The organism is Aurantiacibacter zhengii, from assembly GCF_003584125.1.
GTDB lineage: Bacteria > Pseudomonadota > Alphaproteobacteria > Sphingomonadales > Sphingomonadaceae > Alteraurantiacibacter > Alteraurantiacibacter zhengii.
The window spans coordinates 210,636-228,052 of record NZ_QXFL01000006.1 but is presented as its reverse complement, the minus strand read 5'-3'; the positions used below and the strand labels follow the sequence as shown (position 1 = coordinate 228,052).

13 protein-coding genes and 1 tRNA gene are annotated in these 17,417 nt (G+C 63.0%); 7 read left to right on the top strand and 7 right to left on the bottom strand.

Annotated elements, in window-relative coordinates; translation table 11 throughout:
* The 3 genes from D2V07_RS14160 to D2V07_RS14150 all read right to left on the bottom strand — a co-directional run.
* The coding region (locus D2V07_RS14160) for a beta strand repeat-containing protein (protein WP_119587594.1) at positions 1-4,477 on the bottom strand (4,477 nt) is incomplete at its 3' end.
* Positions 4,478-4,500: 23 nt separating this feature from the next.
* On the bottom strand, positions 4,501-6,171 hold the full coding sequence (locus D2V07_RS14155; protein WP_119587593.1) for a ShlB/FhaC/HecB family hemolysin secretion/activation protein: 1,671 nt from the start codon (positions 6,169-6,171) through the stop codon (positions 4,501-4,503).
* Between the two features lie 484 nt (positions 6,172-6,655).
* Positions 6,656-6,732: transfer RNA gene (locus D2V07_RS14150), tRNA-Pro, on the bottom strand.
* Positions 6,733-6,908: 176 nt separating this feature from the next.
* On the opposite strand from D2V07_RS14150, the gene yajC reads away from it, so the two are divergent.
* From yajC to secF, 3 genes are read left to right on the top strand one after another with little or no spacing between them, the layout of a single operon-like run.
* Entirely contained in the window at positions 6,909-7,229 is a 321-nt protein-coding gene (gene yajC / locus D2V07_RS14145; protein WP_119587592.1) for a preprotein translocase subunit YajC, read from the top strand.
* Positions 7,230-7,253: 24 nt separating this feature from the next.
* Positions 7,254-8,852, top strand: a complete 1,599-nt coding sequence (gene secD, locus D2V07_RS14140; protein WP_119587591.1) for a protein translocase subunit SecD — start codon at positions 7,254-7,256, stop codon at positions 8,850-8,852.
* A 17-nt stretch (positions 8,853-8,869) separates the two neighbouring features.
* On the top strand, positions 8,870-9,847 hold the full coding sequence (gene secF, locus D2V07_RS14135; protein ID WP_119587590.1) for a protein translocase subunit SecF: 978 nt from the start codon (positions 8,870-8,872) through the stop codon (positions 9,845-9,847).
* Between the two features lie 39 nt (positions 9,848-9,886).
* Here secF and D2V07_RS14130 read toward each other — a convergent pair whose 3' ends face one another.
* Both D2V07_RS14130 and D2V07_RS14125 read right to left on the bottom strand, forming a co-directional pair.
* The gene (locus tag D2V07_RS14130) at positions 9,887-11,065 is read right to left on the bottom strand and encodes a glycosyltransferase (RefSeq protein ID WP_119587589.1); all 1,179 of its coding nucleotides are present in this window, start codon (positions 11,063-11,065) and stop codon (positions 9,887-9,889) included.
* 13 nt (positions 11,066-11,078) lie between these two features.
* A complete protein-coding gene (locus D2V07_RS14125; protein ID WP_119587588.1) occupies positions 11,079-11,651 on the bottom strand; it encodes a helix-turn-helix domain-containing protein in 573 nt (190 codons plus the stop codon).
* 102 nt (positions 11,652-11,753) lie between these two features.
* On the opposite strand from D2V07_RS14125, the gene D2V07_RS14120 reads away from it, so the two are divergent.
* Positions 11,754-12,230, top strand: a complete 477-nt coding sequence (locus tag D2V07_RS14120; RefSeq protein WP_119587587.1) for a DUF6456 domain-containing protein — start codon at positions 11,754-11,756, stop codon at positions 12,228-12,230.
* Here D2V07_RS14120 and D2V07_RS14115 read toward each other — a convergent pair.
* Both D2V07_RS14115 and D2V07_RS14110 read right to left on the bottom strand, forming a co-directional pair.
* Positions 12,227-13,438 (bottom strand): hypothetical protein, encoded by a 1,212-nt coding sequence (locus tag D2V07_RS14115; protein WP_147366991.1) that lies wholly within the window; start codon positions 13,436-13,438, stop codon positions 12,227-12,229. The two genes, D2V07_RS14120 and D2V07_RS14115, sit on opposite strands and share 4 nt — an antisense overlap.
* 120 nt (positions 13,439-13,558) lie before the next feature.
* Positions 13,559-15,373 carry an ABC-F family ATP-binding cassette domain-containing protein gene (locus D2V07_RS14110; protein ID WP_119587585.1) on the bottom strand — a complete coding sequence of 605 codons (1,815 nt, stop codon included), beginning with the start codon at positions 15,371-15,373 and terminating at the stop codon, positions 13,559-13,561.
* Between the two features lie 123 nt (positions 15,374-15,496).
* Between D2V07_RS14110 and D2V07_RS14105 the strand changes: the two genes are divergently transcribed.
* The 3 genes from D2V07_RS14105 (at position 15,497) to D2V07_RS14095 (ending at position 17,392) form a co-directional block, all read left to right on the top strand.
* Positions 15,497-16,207, top strand: coding sequence for an SIMPL domain-containing protein (locus tag D2V07_RS14105; protein WP_119587584.1), 711 nt, complete (start codon positions 15,497-15,499; stop codon positions 16,205-16,207).
* Between the two features lie 84 nt (positions 16,208-16,291).
* Entirely contained in the window at positions 16,292-16,600 is a 309-nt protein-coding gene (locus D2V07_RS14100; protein WP_119587583.1) for a hypothetical protein, read from the top strand.
* Between the two features lie 114 nt (positions 16,601-16,714).
* On the top strand, positions 16,715-17,392 hold the full coding sequence (locus D2V07_RS14095; protein ID WP_119587582.1) for a response regulator transcription factor: 678 nt from the start codon (positions 16,715-16,717) through the stop codon (positions 17,390-17,392).
* The last annotated feature ends 25 nt before the right edge of the window (positions 17,393-17,417 follow it).

The following is a 17,417-nucleotide window of genomic DNA, read 5'->3' as shown; positions in this document are numbered from 1 at the left end:
TATTTCCGTCGACGCCAAGCGTCGCCGTGCCACCACTGTCGATGTCGACTGCGACACCGCTCGATGCGCCAGTCACTTTCAGCGGACCGTTGGTGCTGGTGAGCGTGAGATCGCCGGTGCCGTTGTCATCGCTGTCCGCCGTGGCGCTTGTGAGCACCATATTGTCGATCGAATTGGCGACAATGTCATTTCGTGCTGAAACATTCTGCGCTGTCAGCCGGGTCGCAGCATCGAGCAGGACGTCCGCGGTCGAAGAGACATCGCTGGTGGTAATCGCACCACCAGCCGAGGTCAGTTCGGCTTTGCCGCCAACTGCCTGTACCTGGCCGGTCCTGATATCGCCTGCGGCATCGATATCCAGCACGCCGCCGGTCGATTGCGTGAGGGAAAGCGTATTTCCGTCGACGCCAAGCGTCGCCGTGCCACCACTGTCGATGTCGACTGCGACACCGCTTGATGCGCCAGTCACCTTCAGCGGTCCGTTGGTGCTGGTGAGCGTCAGGTTACCTGCACCGCTGTCATCGCTGTCCGCCGTGGCGCTTGTGAGCACCAGGCGACCGGAAGCGGTTGCGGTTACGTCGTTACCGGCCGTAACGGAATTGGCATCGATCGTCGTGGCAGCACTCAGGATCGCATCGTTCGCAGCCGTTATGTCTCCGGTCGAACGTACCGCGTCGGCGCTCGAGTTAAGGATCACGTTCGAACCCGTCAGGGCCTCGGCGAAACCGAATGTCGTCGTATTCGGGCCAGAAGCTCCCTGATATTCAAGGAACACGGAATCGTCGCCCGTACCGCGCGCGGTAGCCGACATGATGGAGATCGTGCCGGGCGCAGTCACGCGAACATCGTCACCGGCCGACAGGGCACCGCCGGAGAATGTGCTACCCGCCTCGGCGAAAAGATCGTCACCCGCGTTGACTGTCTGGACGTTGGTTGCGCCGCCGGACCGCAGGAGAACATGCCCCGATGCCGGGTCGCCGGCAAGCGACGTTGCGATCGTACCCGTCGCGGCAAGCGAGCCGCCAGCCAAAAGGAAAATGTTGCTGCCGTTTGATCGGGCATCGCCAATTGTAATATCGCCCGCAGCCGCAAGGCGTTGGAACGAACCCATCGAGAGGATGCTGCTGTCGCCGGTAATGTCACCGGCCAACGAAGTTACAAGTATGGTGCCGCCAGCAATACCGGTGCCGACAAGGTTGCCGAATGTGATGTCGCCCTGCGCCTGAATATCCAGCGCACCGCCAGTGGTGGTTACATCACCGAGGCTCGCCGTGCCGCCGCTGTCGATATCGGCAGAGACGCCGGACGATGCACCGGTGACGGTGAGCGGACCGTTGGTGCTGGTAAGCGTGAGATCACCGGTGCCGTTGTCATCGCTATCAGCCGTGGCGCTGGCGAGGGTGAGATCATCGGTCGCGGTGGCGGTGAGGTTGCCACCTGCACTGACCGCGCCTGCCGCAAGCGTCGTGGCGGAAGTGAGAGTCACGTCGAGGCTGGACGATACATCGCCCAGGTCGAGCACGCCGGTGGTCGAGGCAACGCTCGTGTTGCCCCCGGTCGCTGCAAGATTGCCGGTGTCGATATCGCCAGTGGCGTCGATGGCCAGCGCGCCGCCGGTGGTGGTGACATCACCGAGGCTCGCCGTGCCGCCGCTGTCGATATCGGCAGAGACGCCGCCCGATGCGCCGGTGACGGTGAGCGGACCGTTGGTGCTGGCAAGCGTAAGGTCGCCGGTGCCGTTGTCATCGCTGTCAGCCGTGGCGCTGGCGAGGGTGAGGGCATCGGTCGCAGTGGCGGTGAGGTTGCCACCTGCACTGACCGCGCCTGCCGCAAGCGCCGTGGCGGCGAGTGTGACGTCCATAAACGAGGACACATTGCCCAGGTCGAGCAGGCCAGTGGTCGAGGCAACGCTCGTGTCGCCGCCGGTCGCTGCAAGATTGCCGGTGTCGATGTCGCCTGCGGCATCGATGGCCAGTGCGCCGCCGGTGGTGGTCACATCGCCGAGGCTCGCCGTGCTGCCGCTGTCGATATCGGCGGAGACGCCGCTCGATGCACCGGTGACGGTGAGCGGACCGTTGGTGCTCGCAAGCGTGAGATCGCCGGTGTCTGCTGTGGCGCTGGCAAGGGTGAGGGCATTGGCCGCAGTTGCGGTGAGGTTGCCGCCCGCGCTGACTGCGCCGGCAGCAAGCGAGGTGGCGGAGGTGAGAGTCACGTCGAGGCTGGACGACACATCGCCCAGGCCGAGCAGGCCGGTGGTCGAGGCAACGCTCGTGTTGCCGCCGGTCGCTGCAAGATTGCCGGTGTCGATATCGCCCGCGGCATCAATGGCAAGCGAACCGCCGGTGGTGGTTACGTCGCCAAGGCTCGCCGTGCTGCCGCTGTCGATATCGGCGGAGACGCCGGACGATGCGCCGGTGACGGTGAGTGGACCGTTGGTGCTGGCAAGCGTGAGGTCGCCGGTGCCGTTGTCATCGCTGTCTGCCGTGGCGCTTGCCAGCGTCAGTACGTCGGTTGCGGTGGCGGTGAGGTTGCCGCCTGCACTGACTGCGCCGGCAGTAAGCGAGGTGGCGGAAGTGAGAGCCACGTCGAGGCTGGACGACACATCGCCCAGGTCGAGCAGGCCGGTAGTCGAGGCAACGCTCGTGTCGCCGCCGCTCGCTGCAAGATTGCCGGTGTCGATGTCGCTCGCGGCATCGATGGCCAGCGCGCCGCCGGTGGTGGTTACGTCGCCAAGGCTCGCCGTGCTGCCGCTGTCGATATCGGCGGAGACGCCGGACGATGCGCCGGTGACGGTGAGCGGACCGTTGGTGCTCGCAAGCGCGAGATCGCCGGTGCCGTTGTCATCGCTGTCAGCCGTGGCGCTGGCGAGGGTGAGGGCATCGGTCGCAGTGGCGATGAGGTTGCCACCTGCTTCGACCACTCCGGCATCGAGCGAAGTCGCCGCGGCGAGTGTGACGTCCATAGACGAGGACACATTGCCCAGGTCGAGCAGGCCAGTGGTCGAGGCAACGCTCGTGTTGCCGCCGGTCGCTGCAAGATTGCCGGTGTCGATGTCGCCAGTGGCGTCGATGGCCAGTGCGCCGCCGGTGGTGGTTACATCGCCAAGGCTCGCCGTGCCGCCGCTGTCGATATCGGCGGAGACGCCGGACGATGCACCGGTGACGGTGAGCGGACCGTTGGTGCTGGCAAGCGTGAGGTCGCCTGTGTCTGCTGTGGCGCTGGCGAGCGTCAGTTCGCCGGTCGAGGTGGCGGTGAGGTTGCCGCCCGCTTCGACCACTCCGGCATCGAGTGTCGTCGCCGCAGTTAGGGTGACGTCCAGTGAAGAAGATACATCGCCGAGGTCGAGCACGCCGGTGGTCGAGGCAACGCTCGTATCGCCGCCGATCGCTGCAAGATTGCCGGTGGAGACATCGCCCGCGCCGGTCACATCGATTGCCCCCGCCGTCGAAGTCAGGTCTGAAGTCTGCACCGTGCCGGCCGCGTCGATAGCGATCGCTCCGCCAATCGCGTTCTGAGCAAGGGCTACATCGCCATCGCTGTCGACATTGATCAGTCCGGTGGACTCGAGTGCACCGCCAGCAGCAATGGAGACCTCATCTGCACCATCGTTATCGCCGAACAGGATAATGCCATCAGGTGTGAAAGCTGCGTGCGTCGCGGTGACATCGGCATCGACCTGAAGCAGGCCATCGAGTACACCGCCAGCCGTCACCATGTGGAACGCGGCGAAGTCGCCTTCCACCGTGCCGCCCACGGTCTGCCCGGTGGCAATGGTACTGCCTGCGTTCACCGTGATGTTGAGCGGGCTTCCGGGCGTAAAGGCCACGTCGACGTCGCTGGCCGTGATGAAGGCGACAGTCTCGTTCGTGGAGGTGAAGGACGCGGTCAGATCGAGATTCTGCGAGACAAACCAGAGCGACCCGTCGGTGATGAACTGGGCGTTGGTGCCCGCAGACACGATACCGGCCGCCGACGGCCCGCTGAAGTTCGTAGACGCCAGTCCATCGAAGAAGTCGGCGTTGGAAATGTCCAGCGTGGAAGCGACGAAACTGTTGGCGGTGATCGAGGTGTTGTCGCCGAACAGGATGCCGTTCTGGTTGATGATCCAGAGATCGACATCGGTGGCCGTAATCGTGCCGCCAAGGTCGGACGGACTGCCGCCGATCACCCGGTTCAGCAAGGCAGCAATGCCGCCATTGCCGCTGCCGTTGACGACGGTCAGTTGCGTGGCATCGGGAACGTTGAACTGGTTCCAGTCCGCAACGACGACTTCGGCGAGAACCTCGATGTTCGCTTCGGTCGCGCTGGGGTTGGTGACATTGATGTGCGGGCCTGCGGTGGCGGCGGAATCGAACGTCGCGTTCAGATCCCCGGCCGAGACGAGCTGCGCATGGGCAGTGCCCGGGACTGCGATGATCCCCGCTGCGGCTGTTCCAAGGAGGAGGTTGAGGCGGAAATTTCCAGTGTTACGGTTCATCGTGTTATTTCCTCTTCCCCAGATCAGCGCAGCAGCGACGGAAAGCGCGTGCTTATCGAGAACAGTACCCTGGCCGGCGGCTCTGTGGTGTCATTGAACAGCGGGCGGTCGAGCGGTTCGGCATAGGCGATTTCCGCGCTCAGGCCCTTGGTCAGGTTCAGGCGAAGGCCACCGCCCCATGATTCCAGCGTGCGCAACGGATCGGGTGTGCCCTGGTCCAGGTTTTCGACCTGGACGATGTCGTAGAAGCCGAATGCCTGCAGTTTCAGGCCCTCGCGCAGGACGAAATCCTGGGTGACCTCCGCTGCAACACCGATCGCCCTGTCGCCGCTGTTCGCGCCGGGATCATAGCCGCGCCCTACCGTCAGGTTGCCGATGCTGAATTCGTCGAAATTGAGAAGCGGATCGTCGGTGTACTGCCCGGCAAGGGTTAGGTTGAGGCCCAGACCCACTGAAGAAACCACGCCTGCCGTCGCTTCTCCGCGCACGACGAAGGCGGTGGAATCGCCGAACGGGCGAGAGGCGGAGACACCATCGGTCTGCGCTGTTCCGAACGGGCCGAATTCTGTTGCGCCAAGGATGCCAAGCCCGTGGCGCAGTTCGAGGAACCCTTGCGAATAGGTCCTGAAAGAGCCCATGTTTGAGATCGCGGTGGCAAAGTCTCCGCGCAGGTAGACCGTGCGGGTCGCGTCCTTGCTCAGCGAAATCGCGCCAACCTTTGTCTCCTGGTCAGCGTATTCGAGCCCCAGCGTCAGGTCAGCCGAGGCGGCAACCCGTCGCAGGACCGGCATGGTGACGTTTACGTCAGCAAGCAGCGTATCGGTGCTCAGATCGAGGTTTTCGATAAACGGATTGGACCATGCATAGGTAAAAGCCGCCCCTGCGCGCAGGCCGCTTGCCCCGAGGGCAAAATCGTGACCCGCCTGGACCAGCACCTGTTCGTCGAAATCGTAGGTTGTCTGCGCTGCCACGAAGGTGCGGTCGGCAAGTCCGGTAAGGCCGTAATACTCGAACCGGCCATACAATGTCTCGCGACCGATACGGCGCGAGTTATAATTGCGGGTGTTCAGCAAGACCGCATAGGGCTCGAAATCGATCGCGAGATTGCCGACGACGTCGCCCGTGCCAGCCTGCCCCGGAGCGAGGGATAGTTGCAGGGTAATCCCCGGAACATCGTTGGCCAGCAGCAGGATGCGCTCAGCATCGCGTTCGTTAAGGGGGTATACGCCCTGCAGGGCCTCCACCTGGCTTGCGATCTGGTCGCGGAAAGGGCCGGCGTTGCCGACCACACGGATTTCCGAAATCCGCGCTGCAATCACGTTCAGTTGCAAGGTATCTGTCAGCGTCTGCTGGGGAACCTGAACCCGGGCAATCCATCCGTCCCTGCGAAGGGCGTTGTTCGCCGCGTCGCGGATGTCGCAGACACTCGCCAGTTCCTGCTCACCGCCCGGCGCAGTGATGGCGGAAAGGCTCTCCAGCAATTCTTCGGGCACGGCGCCGCCGGCCGGATTGACGAATTCGATGCGATCGATTCGCACACGCAGTTCATTTCCGACGAACGGACAATTCTGGCGGGCGAATTCGCCATCGAAGCGCACGTTCGCAGGCGGAAGGAGGCCGTCGTCCGGACCGTCCGGATCTAGTTCCTCCCTGGTGGGCGCGTCTGTGTCTTGCGCCAGGGCCGGTATCGACAAGGAAAGTAGCGGGAGTGAAAAGCACGCCGCAAGAAAGCTTTGCCGACGCAAACGATTGTTACTCATCAATGCCCCCCCGGGTTTCGTGCCTGCGCCAAGGGATCGGCGCTAACGGCACGAATCTTCAATGGCTTTTGGTTAAGCCACTGGTGCAGGGCATGTCAATCGGAGTAGTTTTCAACTATTGGCAGATTTTGCATTTGTAGAAATGCGACAATCAAAGGAAAATAGCGACATTTGTACTTACGATTCATACGTGTAGTCGTGACGGCAGGCTGAGAACCGACGAGATCGTCCCCTAAGGTCTGGCTCACGCATGACGCAGGCGGCGGAATGGCGATTGGAACGGCGTGGTCACTGCAAAAGCGCGCCTCCGTGGCGCGCGGGCCGAAGCGTTCGCGCGCGCACGGCAAATGCCGGTGCGAGAGCGGGGAGCAAGGCAGGCCACGAATGGCCGTGCGCGGGGGAAGGGGAGAAAAACCACTGGTCGGGAAGACAGGATTCGAACCTGCGACCCCCACACCCCCAGTGTGATGCGCTACCAGGCTGCGCTACTTCCCGAGACCAGTGGAGTGCGGCCCTATAGTTGGGCATTTCCGGTATGGCAACCACCTCGATTGCCTCAATATGCCAATGCTGCTAGGCGCGCCTCCAACGTCTCGGGGAGGGGCATGCCTTGAACCTTGCCGAGGCCTCCCCACTCTAGTGTTTCCAATGTTCGGGATGGACCTCGATTGATGCTTGATATTTTCTCTGCCGCGGCTGCTGGCGATGCCCCTCCGGGTTGGCTGCAGTTCCTTCCCATCGTCGGTATGATCCTGATTTTCTGGTTCCTGCTCTTCCGCCCGCAGATGAAGCGCGCCAAGGAACACCAAGCGAAAGTGGCCGGCCTTAAGAAGAACGACCAGGTCGTTACCGCGGGCGGCGTCGTGGGCAAGATCACCAAGGTCGATGAAACATACGCCGAAGTGGAAATCGCCCAGGGCACTCGCATCAAGGTGGTGAAAAGCACCATCGGCGACATCATCCAGCCGGGCGGCAAGCCCGCCAACGACTGATCCATTCCGGCGGATAGCTGACACATGCTCGATTTTCCCCTCTGGAAGCGTATTTCGCTCTGGGCCATAACAATTCTCGTGGCTCTGGCCGCGTTGCCTTCCATCGCCTCGCTCTCCGGCATAAATCTGCCCGACGCTCTCGAGGGACCTGAGGTCAACCTCGGCCTCGACCTTGCCGGCGGCAGTCATATCCTGCTGGAAGGCGACACCCAGGCCGTTCAGCGCGAGCGGCTGGAAACCATGGAAGAATCGGTCCGGCAGGCACTGGCTGATGCCGAGCCGGAGATTCGCATCGGCGATGTCTCCACTGCCAACGGCCGCCTTTCCTTCATGCTGGACGATCCCAGCGAGCTCGACCGCGCCCGCGAGGTACTGACGCCGCTGATGAACGGGCAGGGCCTCGTTCGCGAGTGGAACATGGCGGTGATGGACGGCAACCGCATGGTGCTGACGCAGACCGAGGAAGGCCTGGAAACGGCAGTTGACGATGCGATGGAAGCTACCGTCGACGTAATCCGTCGCCGTATCGACGAGCTTGGCACGCGCGAGCCCACGATCCTGCGCCAGGGCGACACCCGCATCGTGGTGCAGGTACCCGGCCTGGAAAATCCGGACCAGTTGAAGAGCCTGCTGGGTGAGACCGCGCAGCTGGAATTCAAGCTGGTCGATGCGAACGCGCTGCCCAGCGACGTTGCCCAGGGTATTGCCCGGCCGGGCAGCGAGATCGTCCCCTACGCCGAAGACAGCGGATTTGCCGGTCAGTCTGAAGCAGTCCGTCGTCTTGGCGGTATTCGCGGAGACAGCCTTACCGGGGCGCAACAAAGTTTCGACGCGCAGACGAACGAGCCGGTCGTTTCGATCCAGTTCGATCAGGAAGGGGGGCGGCGCTTTGCCACCCTTTCGACCGAGAACGTGGGCCGCCGTTTCGCCATCATTTTGGATGGTGCGGTAATTTCCGCACCGAACTTCAACGAGCCGATCCTCTCCGGCAGCGCGCAGATTTCTGGCGGCTTCACCACAGAAAGCGCCAATGAACTGGCGATCCAGCTCCGCTCCGGCGCGCTGCAGGTGCCGCTTACCATCATCGAGGAACGCACGGTCGGGCCGGATCTGGGCCGCGATTCAATTGTGGCAGGCGCCGTCGCAATGGGCATCGGCTCGCTTCTGGTGATCGGCCTCATGATCGCCACCTATGGCCGGTTCGGGGTCTATGCCACGATCGCGCTGGTCTTCAACGTGCTGATGGTGCTGGGCATCATGGCGATGATGAATACCACGCTGACGCTGCCCGGTATTGCTGGCTTCGTGCTGACGGTGGGCGCCGCAGTGGACGCCAACGTGCTCATCAACGAACGCATCCGCGAGGAACGAAGGCGAGGGCGGCGCGTGGTTGCCGCGGTGGAGAATGGCTACAAGGAAGCCAGCCGCGCCATCTACGACGCCAACGTCACCAACTTCATCGCCGGTGTGCTCCTGTTCCTGTTCGGCTCTGGCCCGGTACGCGGTTTCGCCGTGGTGCTGATCATTGGCCTGTTCACCAGCGTTTTCACCGCCGTGACCCTCACCCGCATGTGGGTGGCCGGTTGGCTGCGCGGCAAGCGCCCCAGCGAAATCCACATCTGAGGGGCGAGGATTAGATCATGAAACTGCTCAAGCTCGTTCCCGACAATACGAACATCGCGTTCCTAAAATGGCGCGTGCCGTTCTACATCGTCAGCCTGCTGCTGATCGCCGCAAGCTGGGGCCTGGTGATGACCAAGGGCCTGAATTACGGCGTGGACTTTGCCGGCGGCCAGGAAATCACCGGCACCTTCCAGGAAGAGGCCGAGGCTCCCGTCGGCGAACTTCGCGACACCCTCGGCACGCTCGGTCTGGGCGAACCGGTGATCCAGCGCTTCGGAGAGCCGAACCAGGTCTCGATCCGTGTGCGACTGCCCGAAAGCGCGGAAGGCGATCCTGCCGCCGCCAACCGGATTTCGGGCCAGATCATCGACACCGTAACCGCAGCCCATTCGGACTTCCGCGTGGACTCGAACAACACGGTTTCGGGCAAGGTTTCCGGCGAATTCCGAGAGACCGCGCTTTACGCCCTGCTGTTCGCCATGCTGGCGATCGCGGCCTACATCTGGATCCGCTTCGAATGGCAATTTGGCGTAGGCGCGCTGTTCGCGCTGTTCCACGACGTATCGCTGACGCTGGGCATGTTCGCGCTGTTGCAGCTTGAATTCTCGCTGCAGATCATCGCCGCCATCCTGGCGATCATCGGTTATTCGCTGAACGATACCATCGTGGTCTATGACCGTATCCGCGAAAACCTGAAGAAGTATCGCAAGATGCAGCTTCCGGAACTGCTCGACCTGTCGGTGAACGAGACGCTTGCGCGTACCGTCATGACCTCGCTGACGCTGCTCATCGCGCTTATCCCCCTGTTGTTCTTCGGCCCTGCCAGCCTTGTGGGCATGGTTGGCGCTATCGTGCTGGGTGTGTTCGTGGGTACCTATTCCTCGGTCTACATGGCCGCGCCGATCCTGGTGTGGCTGGGTGTGACCAGCGACAGCTTCGTGCCGGAAGAAGGCGTGGCCGAGCGACAGGAACGCAAGGCGCGCGGCGAGATGTGATACGGCGCTGATCTCTCCCGCAAGCCGGGAGGGGGCAGGTCAGCCGATCAGCGTCTCGTAGTACGCCGCCAGCGCGGCAGCATTGGCATCCCAGCTGAACCGTTCGGCCATCGTGGCAACGTCGTCCGGCGCATAATTCGCGCCAAGCACCTCGCGCACGCCCCTGACGATTGCGTCGGTCTCGCGAGCCACGATTCGTCCGGCCTCTGGCGCTGTGACCAGCTCCTTCGCTCCGCCGGCATCGGTGATGATCAGCGGCGTGCCGCAGGCGAGCGATTCCACCCAGGCGTTGGCCAGCCCCTCGCTAGCTGAGGGCAGCACCATCGCATCTGCGGCAGACAGCACCACCGGAAGCGCCCCGTGATCGAGGCTGCCGAGAAAATGCACCCGGTTCGCCAGGCCTAGTTCAAGAGCCAGTTCCGCCAGCGCCGCCCGGTCACCGCCGGTGCCCACCAGCGCGAGATGAGTATCTGGCAACTGGCGCAGGGCCCGGATGACGAAGTGCTGGCCTTTGCGCGGAATCAGCGCGCCGACGCAGGCCAGCAGTCGCTCATCATCATCAAGGTGAAGGTTGAATTCCGCCGCCAGTAGCTGGCGCGATGGAGAGCGTCCCCGGGGGTAGAACAGCTCCCGGTCGAGACCGGTGTAATGAACGGTGATCTTGCTTTCGGGCAGCCCGATTGCGCCCATGTCTCGTTTCAGCGCCTCGCTCACCGCCAGCAATCCGGCGGCCTGTTCGCTGGCCGCCTGCATTTTTTTCAGCGCATAGGACTTGTGTCCCCAGTGGGAAATGTCCGCCCCGCGCGCCTTGATGCTGAGCGGCAGGCGTAACGACCGCGCAATCTGGCAAGCGGCCGGGCCATCGGGATAGAAGAACTGGGCGTCTATCAGGTCGAATGGCTCGCGGTCGTGCAACTGTCGGGCGATCGGCAATGCGGCCTTGGCGATCATTGCCGGGTTGAACGGGCCGCCGACCGCCGGGATCAGCGTGAAACGCGGACGGCGAACGTCGACCCCGCCTTCCTCCCCCGAAATGGCGGCGGCGGCAAGCGCCTTGTACCGGCCCATCGGCACCGGCGGTACACCGATGGGGTTGATTACGGTTACATCCCAGTCGGCGCGCGCTGCCAGCGCTTCCATCTGCCGCGCGACAAAAGTGCCAAAACGCGGGACGTGCACGTTGGGATAAAGCGTGGCGATGGACAGGACGCGGGGCATTTCGGGCCTTGCCTCAGAGCTTCCTTACCAGCATTTCGGCAACCGCCAGCCATGCCGGGTTGTCGATAACGATTTGCCTTTGCCCGATCCCGGGCGGCAGCAGCCCCACCAGTGTTCCTTGCCGGTCGATCAGTCGTCCGAACGCGAAACGCCCGCCGGAACGGGGTGCCAGCACATCGCGGTTGACCAGATTGCTAGCATCTGCGGGCGAAACCTGCCGCATCCACAACTGGTCACCGCTGCGATATTCGCCCTGGCTGGTTTCGATGGATAGGCAAACGAGGGATCCGCCGTCCACCAGTTCCGTAGGCAGGATGGCATCGCGCGGGCTGGACAGGCTTTCAGCGCCCGCCTCGGTCAGGCGCGCTATGACCTGCGTGGGCCTTTGCGCATCTCCTTTCACCAGGGTTTCGGGATCGACGCCCAGTGCCCCGCCGATCCGGTTCATCCACGCGAGTGACAGGTTGCGCATGCCGGTTTCGAGCCGACCGATCGTTTGCGCCGTCGTTGCCGGCGAGCAGGCCGCTGCCACTTCGGCAAGCGTCATGCCCTTCTGCTTCCGGATGTCGCGAATGCGATTGATCATGCGAAAAAGGCCTCCAAACTAACCGATCTGGTTTCAATTTTCTCTTTCCTACACCCGATTCGTTTTTGCAAGGCGCTTCCCGGTCGAAGAAGGGGATAGCGCATGAACAATCGCAAGCTGGTGGAACGCGAACTTACCGAGGAAGGCCCGCGCCGCGGCGGAGGGGTGACGCGCAAGCGCCGCAGCGTGACGGTGAACGTGGCGGAAAGTCCGCTGACCTGGCTGCACGCGCATGGCCATCTGGAAGACAGGTTGTTTGACGCGGGCGAGCGACTGCGCGCCGATTACGAACGCGCGCAACTGGGCGCCAGCGTCACGATGCGCTGGGATCCGGTGCGGATAAAGGGAACGGGCGAACAGGGCCTGACGCAAACCGAACGGCAAATCGCGGCCCGCAGCCGTTTCGATGGTGCCTTGCGTGAAGCGGGCCGGGGGCTCGAAGATATCCTCTGGCGCGTGGTCTGCGCCGGGGAAACGCTGCCGGTGGCGGAAAAAGCCCTGGCCTGGCCCGCGCGCAGCGGGAAACTGGTGCTCAAGCTGGCGCTGGACCGGGTGGCCGATTACTACCGGATCAACTAGCCGAACAGGCCTCGTAGCCAATTGGCAAAGCGAACCGAGATCGAAGGACGACGCTCGGCAGCTTCGGCTTCGGCAGAGGCATCGGCGCGTTCCTTCAGCAGCTTGGCGCGCAGCGAATTGCTTTCGCCATCGGCAAGCGCCTGCAGTGTGCGGCCCCGAGGGCTGTTGGCATACATGAAGGCGTAGCCGTCGACCGGCTCGTCCTCGATTTCGGTGTAGCTGTCGTCTTCGACCGGGTTTGCAGCATCGTGCGGCTCAACCTCGTGCTCCTCCTCGGCAAGGCCGAGAGGGACATCCTCTTCCCACTCGTGGTCAAGTTCCAGTGCGAGGGGCGGTTCAGCATCGGCGTGAGGTTCGCTTTCCCCATCCAGGTCGGCAGGCGGGGGAGCCACGCGGTCTTCGGAAACAGCCTGCCGAGGTTCTTCTTCGTAGCGCAGCGGGCCAGCCGGAAAATCGAGGAAGGGCGCATCGCCGAAAGCGCGCCTCGCCCGTCCGCTTTCGATAGGCGCGACCGGAAGCTCCGGAGCTGCGGCCTGTTCGATCTCCGCCTCCGGTTCGGGCAATGGGTCAACCGGGAAAGCCATCGTGCGCCGAGGGGCAGGAGCAGGGGCAGGGGTGCGCTCGGGATCGTAGGCAATCTCGATGCTCGAGCTCGGGAGGTCGGCATCCCCGAGGTAATCGGCCGAAGGTTCCGCATCGTTTGCACGCGCAGCGATCCGTGCGAGCTCTGCCTCTTCCTCGGCAGCGATTTCCGCTTCGGATTTCAGCGGCAGGCTGGGGAAGATGCGATGACCGACATCCAGATTTTCCAGCTGACGGGAAATGAAGTCGTCTTCCATCCCGTCTTCGATATCCAGGTCAGGATCAACTGGCGTGCGCCCGGCCGTCATGCGCAGCACGTCTTCCGCGCTGGGGATGGCGTCGGTGTCGTCACCGGCTTCGGAATCGTCGCTTTCGCCCATGTCTTCGGGCGCGGCTTCGTCGTCGTCGATTGGGGCAAGGCCCAGGATCGACTTCGGCCGCTCGGGACGTTCGATTTCCTCGCCCAGCAATTCCGCCGAGGCTTCCTGAAACAGCATGTGCGCCTTTTCCAGTTCCTCGGGATCGAGGACGAGAACCGGCTTTTTCTTGAATTTGCGGGGGCCGCCAAGGTTCGCGAGGCTGCCGAAGGCAGGGCCATCGTCACCCGCCATTCGGGCGGGCGTCACCGTTTCATCGGTACGCAAAGCGGAGCTGGTCGCATTCCCCATGAGGAGGAGTTTTGACGCGGTTTGGTGCAAACGAAGTGTGCAAGCGTGGTTAACGCCAATTAACCTCGCTGTGCCGCGTCAGTCCTCTACCAGGGCGGCGAGGTCCAGCCAGCGTTCCTCGGCCTCGTCCTTTTCCTGCCGCGCCAGTTCGATGGATTTCGAGATGCGCGAAAACTTGTCCGGGTCGCGGCTGTAAAGATCGGGATCGGCAAGGGCCGTCTCGCCTTTGGCAATCAGTTGCTCGAGCTCCTCAATCCGCGCGGGCAGCTGCTCGTAATCGCGCTGGTCCTTGTAACTGAGTTTCGCCGGATCCCTGGGCGGCAGGGGAGGGGACGCGGCTGGCGTATCCGAAGCACCGGAATTCGTTGACGATTTTCGCGATGTTTGCTGCTTGCGCCTCGCCTGCCAGTCCTCGTAGCCGCCCGCCACGATATCCACCGTTCCACTGCCGTCGAGGCCGAGCGTCACGGTAACGGTGCGGTCCAGAAAATCGCGGTCGTGGCTGACGAGAAGAACCGTACCTTCGTAGTCCGCGATAACCTCCTGCAACAGGTCCAGCGTTTCCAGATCGAGGTCGTTCGTCGGCTCGTCCAGAACCAGCAGGTTCGATGTGCGGGAGAATTCGCGGGCCAGCAGCAACCGCGATCGCTCTCCGCCGGAGAAAGTGCCGATCTTGGCATCCACCAGCGAGGGATCGAACAGGAAGTCCTTCAGATAGGCCTGCACGTGCTTGCGCTGACCGCGCACATCGATCCAGTCACCGCCCTCTGCCAGCACCTGACGCACGGTCATGTCCGGTTTCAGCAGGGCGCGCTGCTGATCGATCATGACGCCCGCCAGGGTCTTTGCATGGGTGACGGTGCCGCTATCGGGCTCCATCTCCTTGGTCAGCATCTTCAGGAGCGTGGTCTTGCCAGCACCGTTTGCGCCGACGATGCCGATGCGGTCGCCGCGCTGGATGCGCAGGGAAAACGGCTTGATGATCTCCCGCTCGTCGAAGGACTTGGCGATGTCTTCCGCCACGATCACCGACTTCGACTTGAAGTCACTGTCGCTCGCCAGCTTCAACTTGGCGGTTCCGCCGGGCGTGATCATCGCTGCGCGAGCGGCGCGCATTTCCCACAGCTTCTCAAGCCGGCCCATGTTGCGCTTGCGCCGTGCGGTGACGCCGCGCTCCAGCCAATGCGCTTCGATCTTCAGCTTCGCGTCCATCTTTTCCGCGGCGCGCGCCTCTTCGGCGTAGACCTGTTCTTCCCATGCCTCGTACCCGCCGAAACCCACGTCCTTGCGGCGCAATTGTCCGCGGTCGAGCCACAGGGTCGAACGCGTCAGGCGCTTCAGGAATGTACGGTCGTGGCTGATGACGATGAAGGCGCCCTTGTAACGGGTCAGCCAGGCTTCCAGCCAGTCGATTGCGGCAAGGTCGAGGTGGTTGGTCGGCTCGTCCAGCAACAACAGATCCGGTTGCAGGGCTAGGGCGCGAGCGATGGCCGCGCGCCGACGCTCGCCCCCGCTGGCACCAGCCGTGCCGGTTGTCATGTCGATCCCCAGCTGTCCGGCAATCGCTTCCACTTCGTGTTCGGCGGGCGGACGTTCGCCCGAAAGCGCGTAATCCATCAGCGTGGCGAAGCCGGAGAAGTCCGGCTCCTGCTCAAGCCAGACGATATTCATGTGCGGCTTCACCTTGCGGGTGCCCCGGTCGGCCTCGATCTCACCGGTTATCAGCTTCAGCAGCGTGGTCTTGCCAACGCCGTTGCGGCCGATCAGCGCAAAGCGGTCGCGGGGGCCGATGTGGAGGTCCATGCCCGACCCTTCGGCGGGATCTCCGAACAGCCAGCGCCCGCCCTGTTGCAGGCCCAGTCCTTCCCAGCTCAAGATCGGTGGTTCTGCCATTGCGGTGCGCAGTTAGGGGCGATGCGGGCGAGTGGCAAGCTGAAGGAATTGGAACGGCCCCGTTCAGCCCGGCGTTATCGTGGGCAAGGCAGATGACGTGCCTGATAATCTAGGAGCCCCCCAATGATCCGTCCCATCCTTCCCGTTGCCGCAATCGCCATGATAGCCAGCCCCGCTGCCGCCGAAGTCGCCATCGAATCAAACGGTCCGGTGATCGCCCTTTCGGTGAGCGAAAGCGTTTCGATCGATCCGGACATCGCCAATCTCAGCGCGGGCGTCACGACAGTTGCGCCCACGGCAGTGGAAGCGATGCGCCAGAACGCGCGGCAGATGAATGCCGTGGTCGACCGGATCGAGGCACTCGGCATCGACGAGGACGATATCCAGACCAGCGGCGTGAACCTGAATGCCGAATACGAATATAACCAGCAGACCCGCGAGCAGGAGTTCCGCGGCTACCGCGTGATGAACCGGGTGAATATCGTGCTGCGCGATATCCAGCGTACCGGAGAGGTGTTGGATGCCCTGGTCGCAGCAGGGGCTACGGACCTTGGCGGCATCGGCTGGGCGGTGGACGACCCCGCCCCCGCGGTGGAGCAGGCGCGCCAGGCCGCTTTCGCCACTGCGCAGCGACGGGCGCAGACCTATGCGCAAATGTCGGGCTATTCGAATATCCGCCTGCTGGAGATCAGCGAAAACGTGACGTCCGATCGTCCCATGCCGATGATGCGTCAGGTGGCGACCATGGACGTTGCCGAAGAATCGACCCCGGTAAGGCCGGGCCAGGTAAGCGCCGGGATCACCGTGAATTTCAGTTTCGAGATGGTGCAGTAACCTGCAGGCAACAGGTTGCTGAACGCTTGGCACCAGCAACATTCACACCTTGTTCAATGCCTTGGCATTAGGCACAAACCCACCATGAAGACAATTTCCGCCCTGTTCGCTGCAATTGCACTTACCGCCTCGGTCGGCGCAGTGCCCGCGCATGCCCAGCAGGGACGCGGCGACCAGCAAAGCGCCAGGGCGGAAATGCAGGCGGGCCGCATTTTGCCCATTCGCGATATCGAACGCCGGATCATTCCGCGCATGGAGCCGGACGATGAATATATCGGTTTCGAATACGATGCGACGGCGCAGGCATACCGGCTGAAGTTCATTCGCAACGGGCGGATGATCTGGGTCGATGTAGATGCGCAGACCGCGCGGATCCTGCGCGTCTCGCGTTGAATCTCTCCACAATAACGCATTCGGGGAAACCAGCCCCTTGCTTGACGCGTTTATGGCAAAAGCCCACTTACCCGATATGATTTCGGGCATGATTGCAGGGGAGAATAAAGCACAATGCGCATCCTGATCGTCGAGGACGAGCCCACGCTCGGCCAGCAACTGAAATCGACGCTGGAACAGAATGGCTATGCGGTGGACCTTTCCACCGATGGCGAAGACGGTCATTTTCTCGGCAGCACCGAGGATTACGATGCCGTCGTGCTCGACCTTGGCCTGCCGGAAATCGACGGGCTGACCGTGCTCGGCATGTGGCGCAAGGAAGGTCGCAACTTTCCCGTGCTGGTGCTGACCGCACGCGATTCCTGGTCGGACAAGGTGGCCGGGCTGGATGCGGGCGCGGACGACTATCTTGCCAAGCCGTTCCAGACCGAGGAGCTTATTGCCCGCCTGCGCGCCCTGATCCGCCGGGCATCGGGCAACGCTTCCTCCGAACTGACGGCGGGCAAGGTGCGCCTCGATACGCGCTCGGGCCGTGTCACGCTGGATGGCGAGCCGGTGAAGCTGACGGCGCAGGAATACAAGCTGCTGAGCTACCTGATGCACCACAAGGGCAAGGTGGTCAGCCGGACCGAACTTATCGAGCATATCTACGACCAGGATTTCGACCGCGATTCCAACACCATCGAAGTCTTCGTCACCCGCATCCGCAAGAAGCTTGGCGCAGACGTAATCACGACAATCCGTGGCCTCGGTTACAGCCTCGACGACCCCGACGATCCCGCCCGCGAGTAACACCTCGCCAGCGGCTGACACGGCG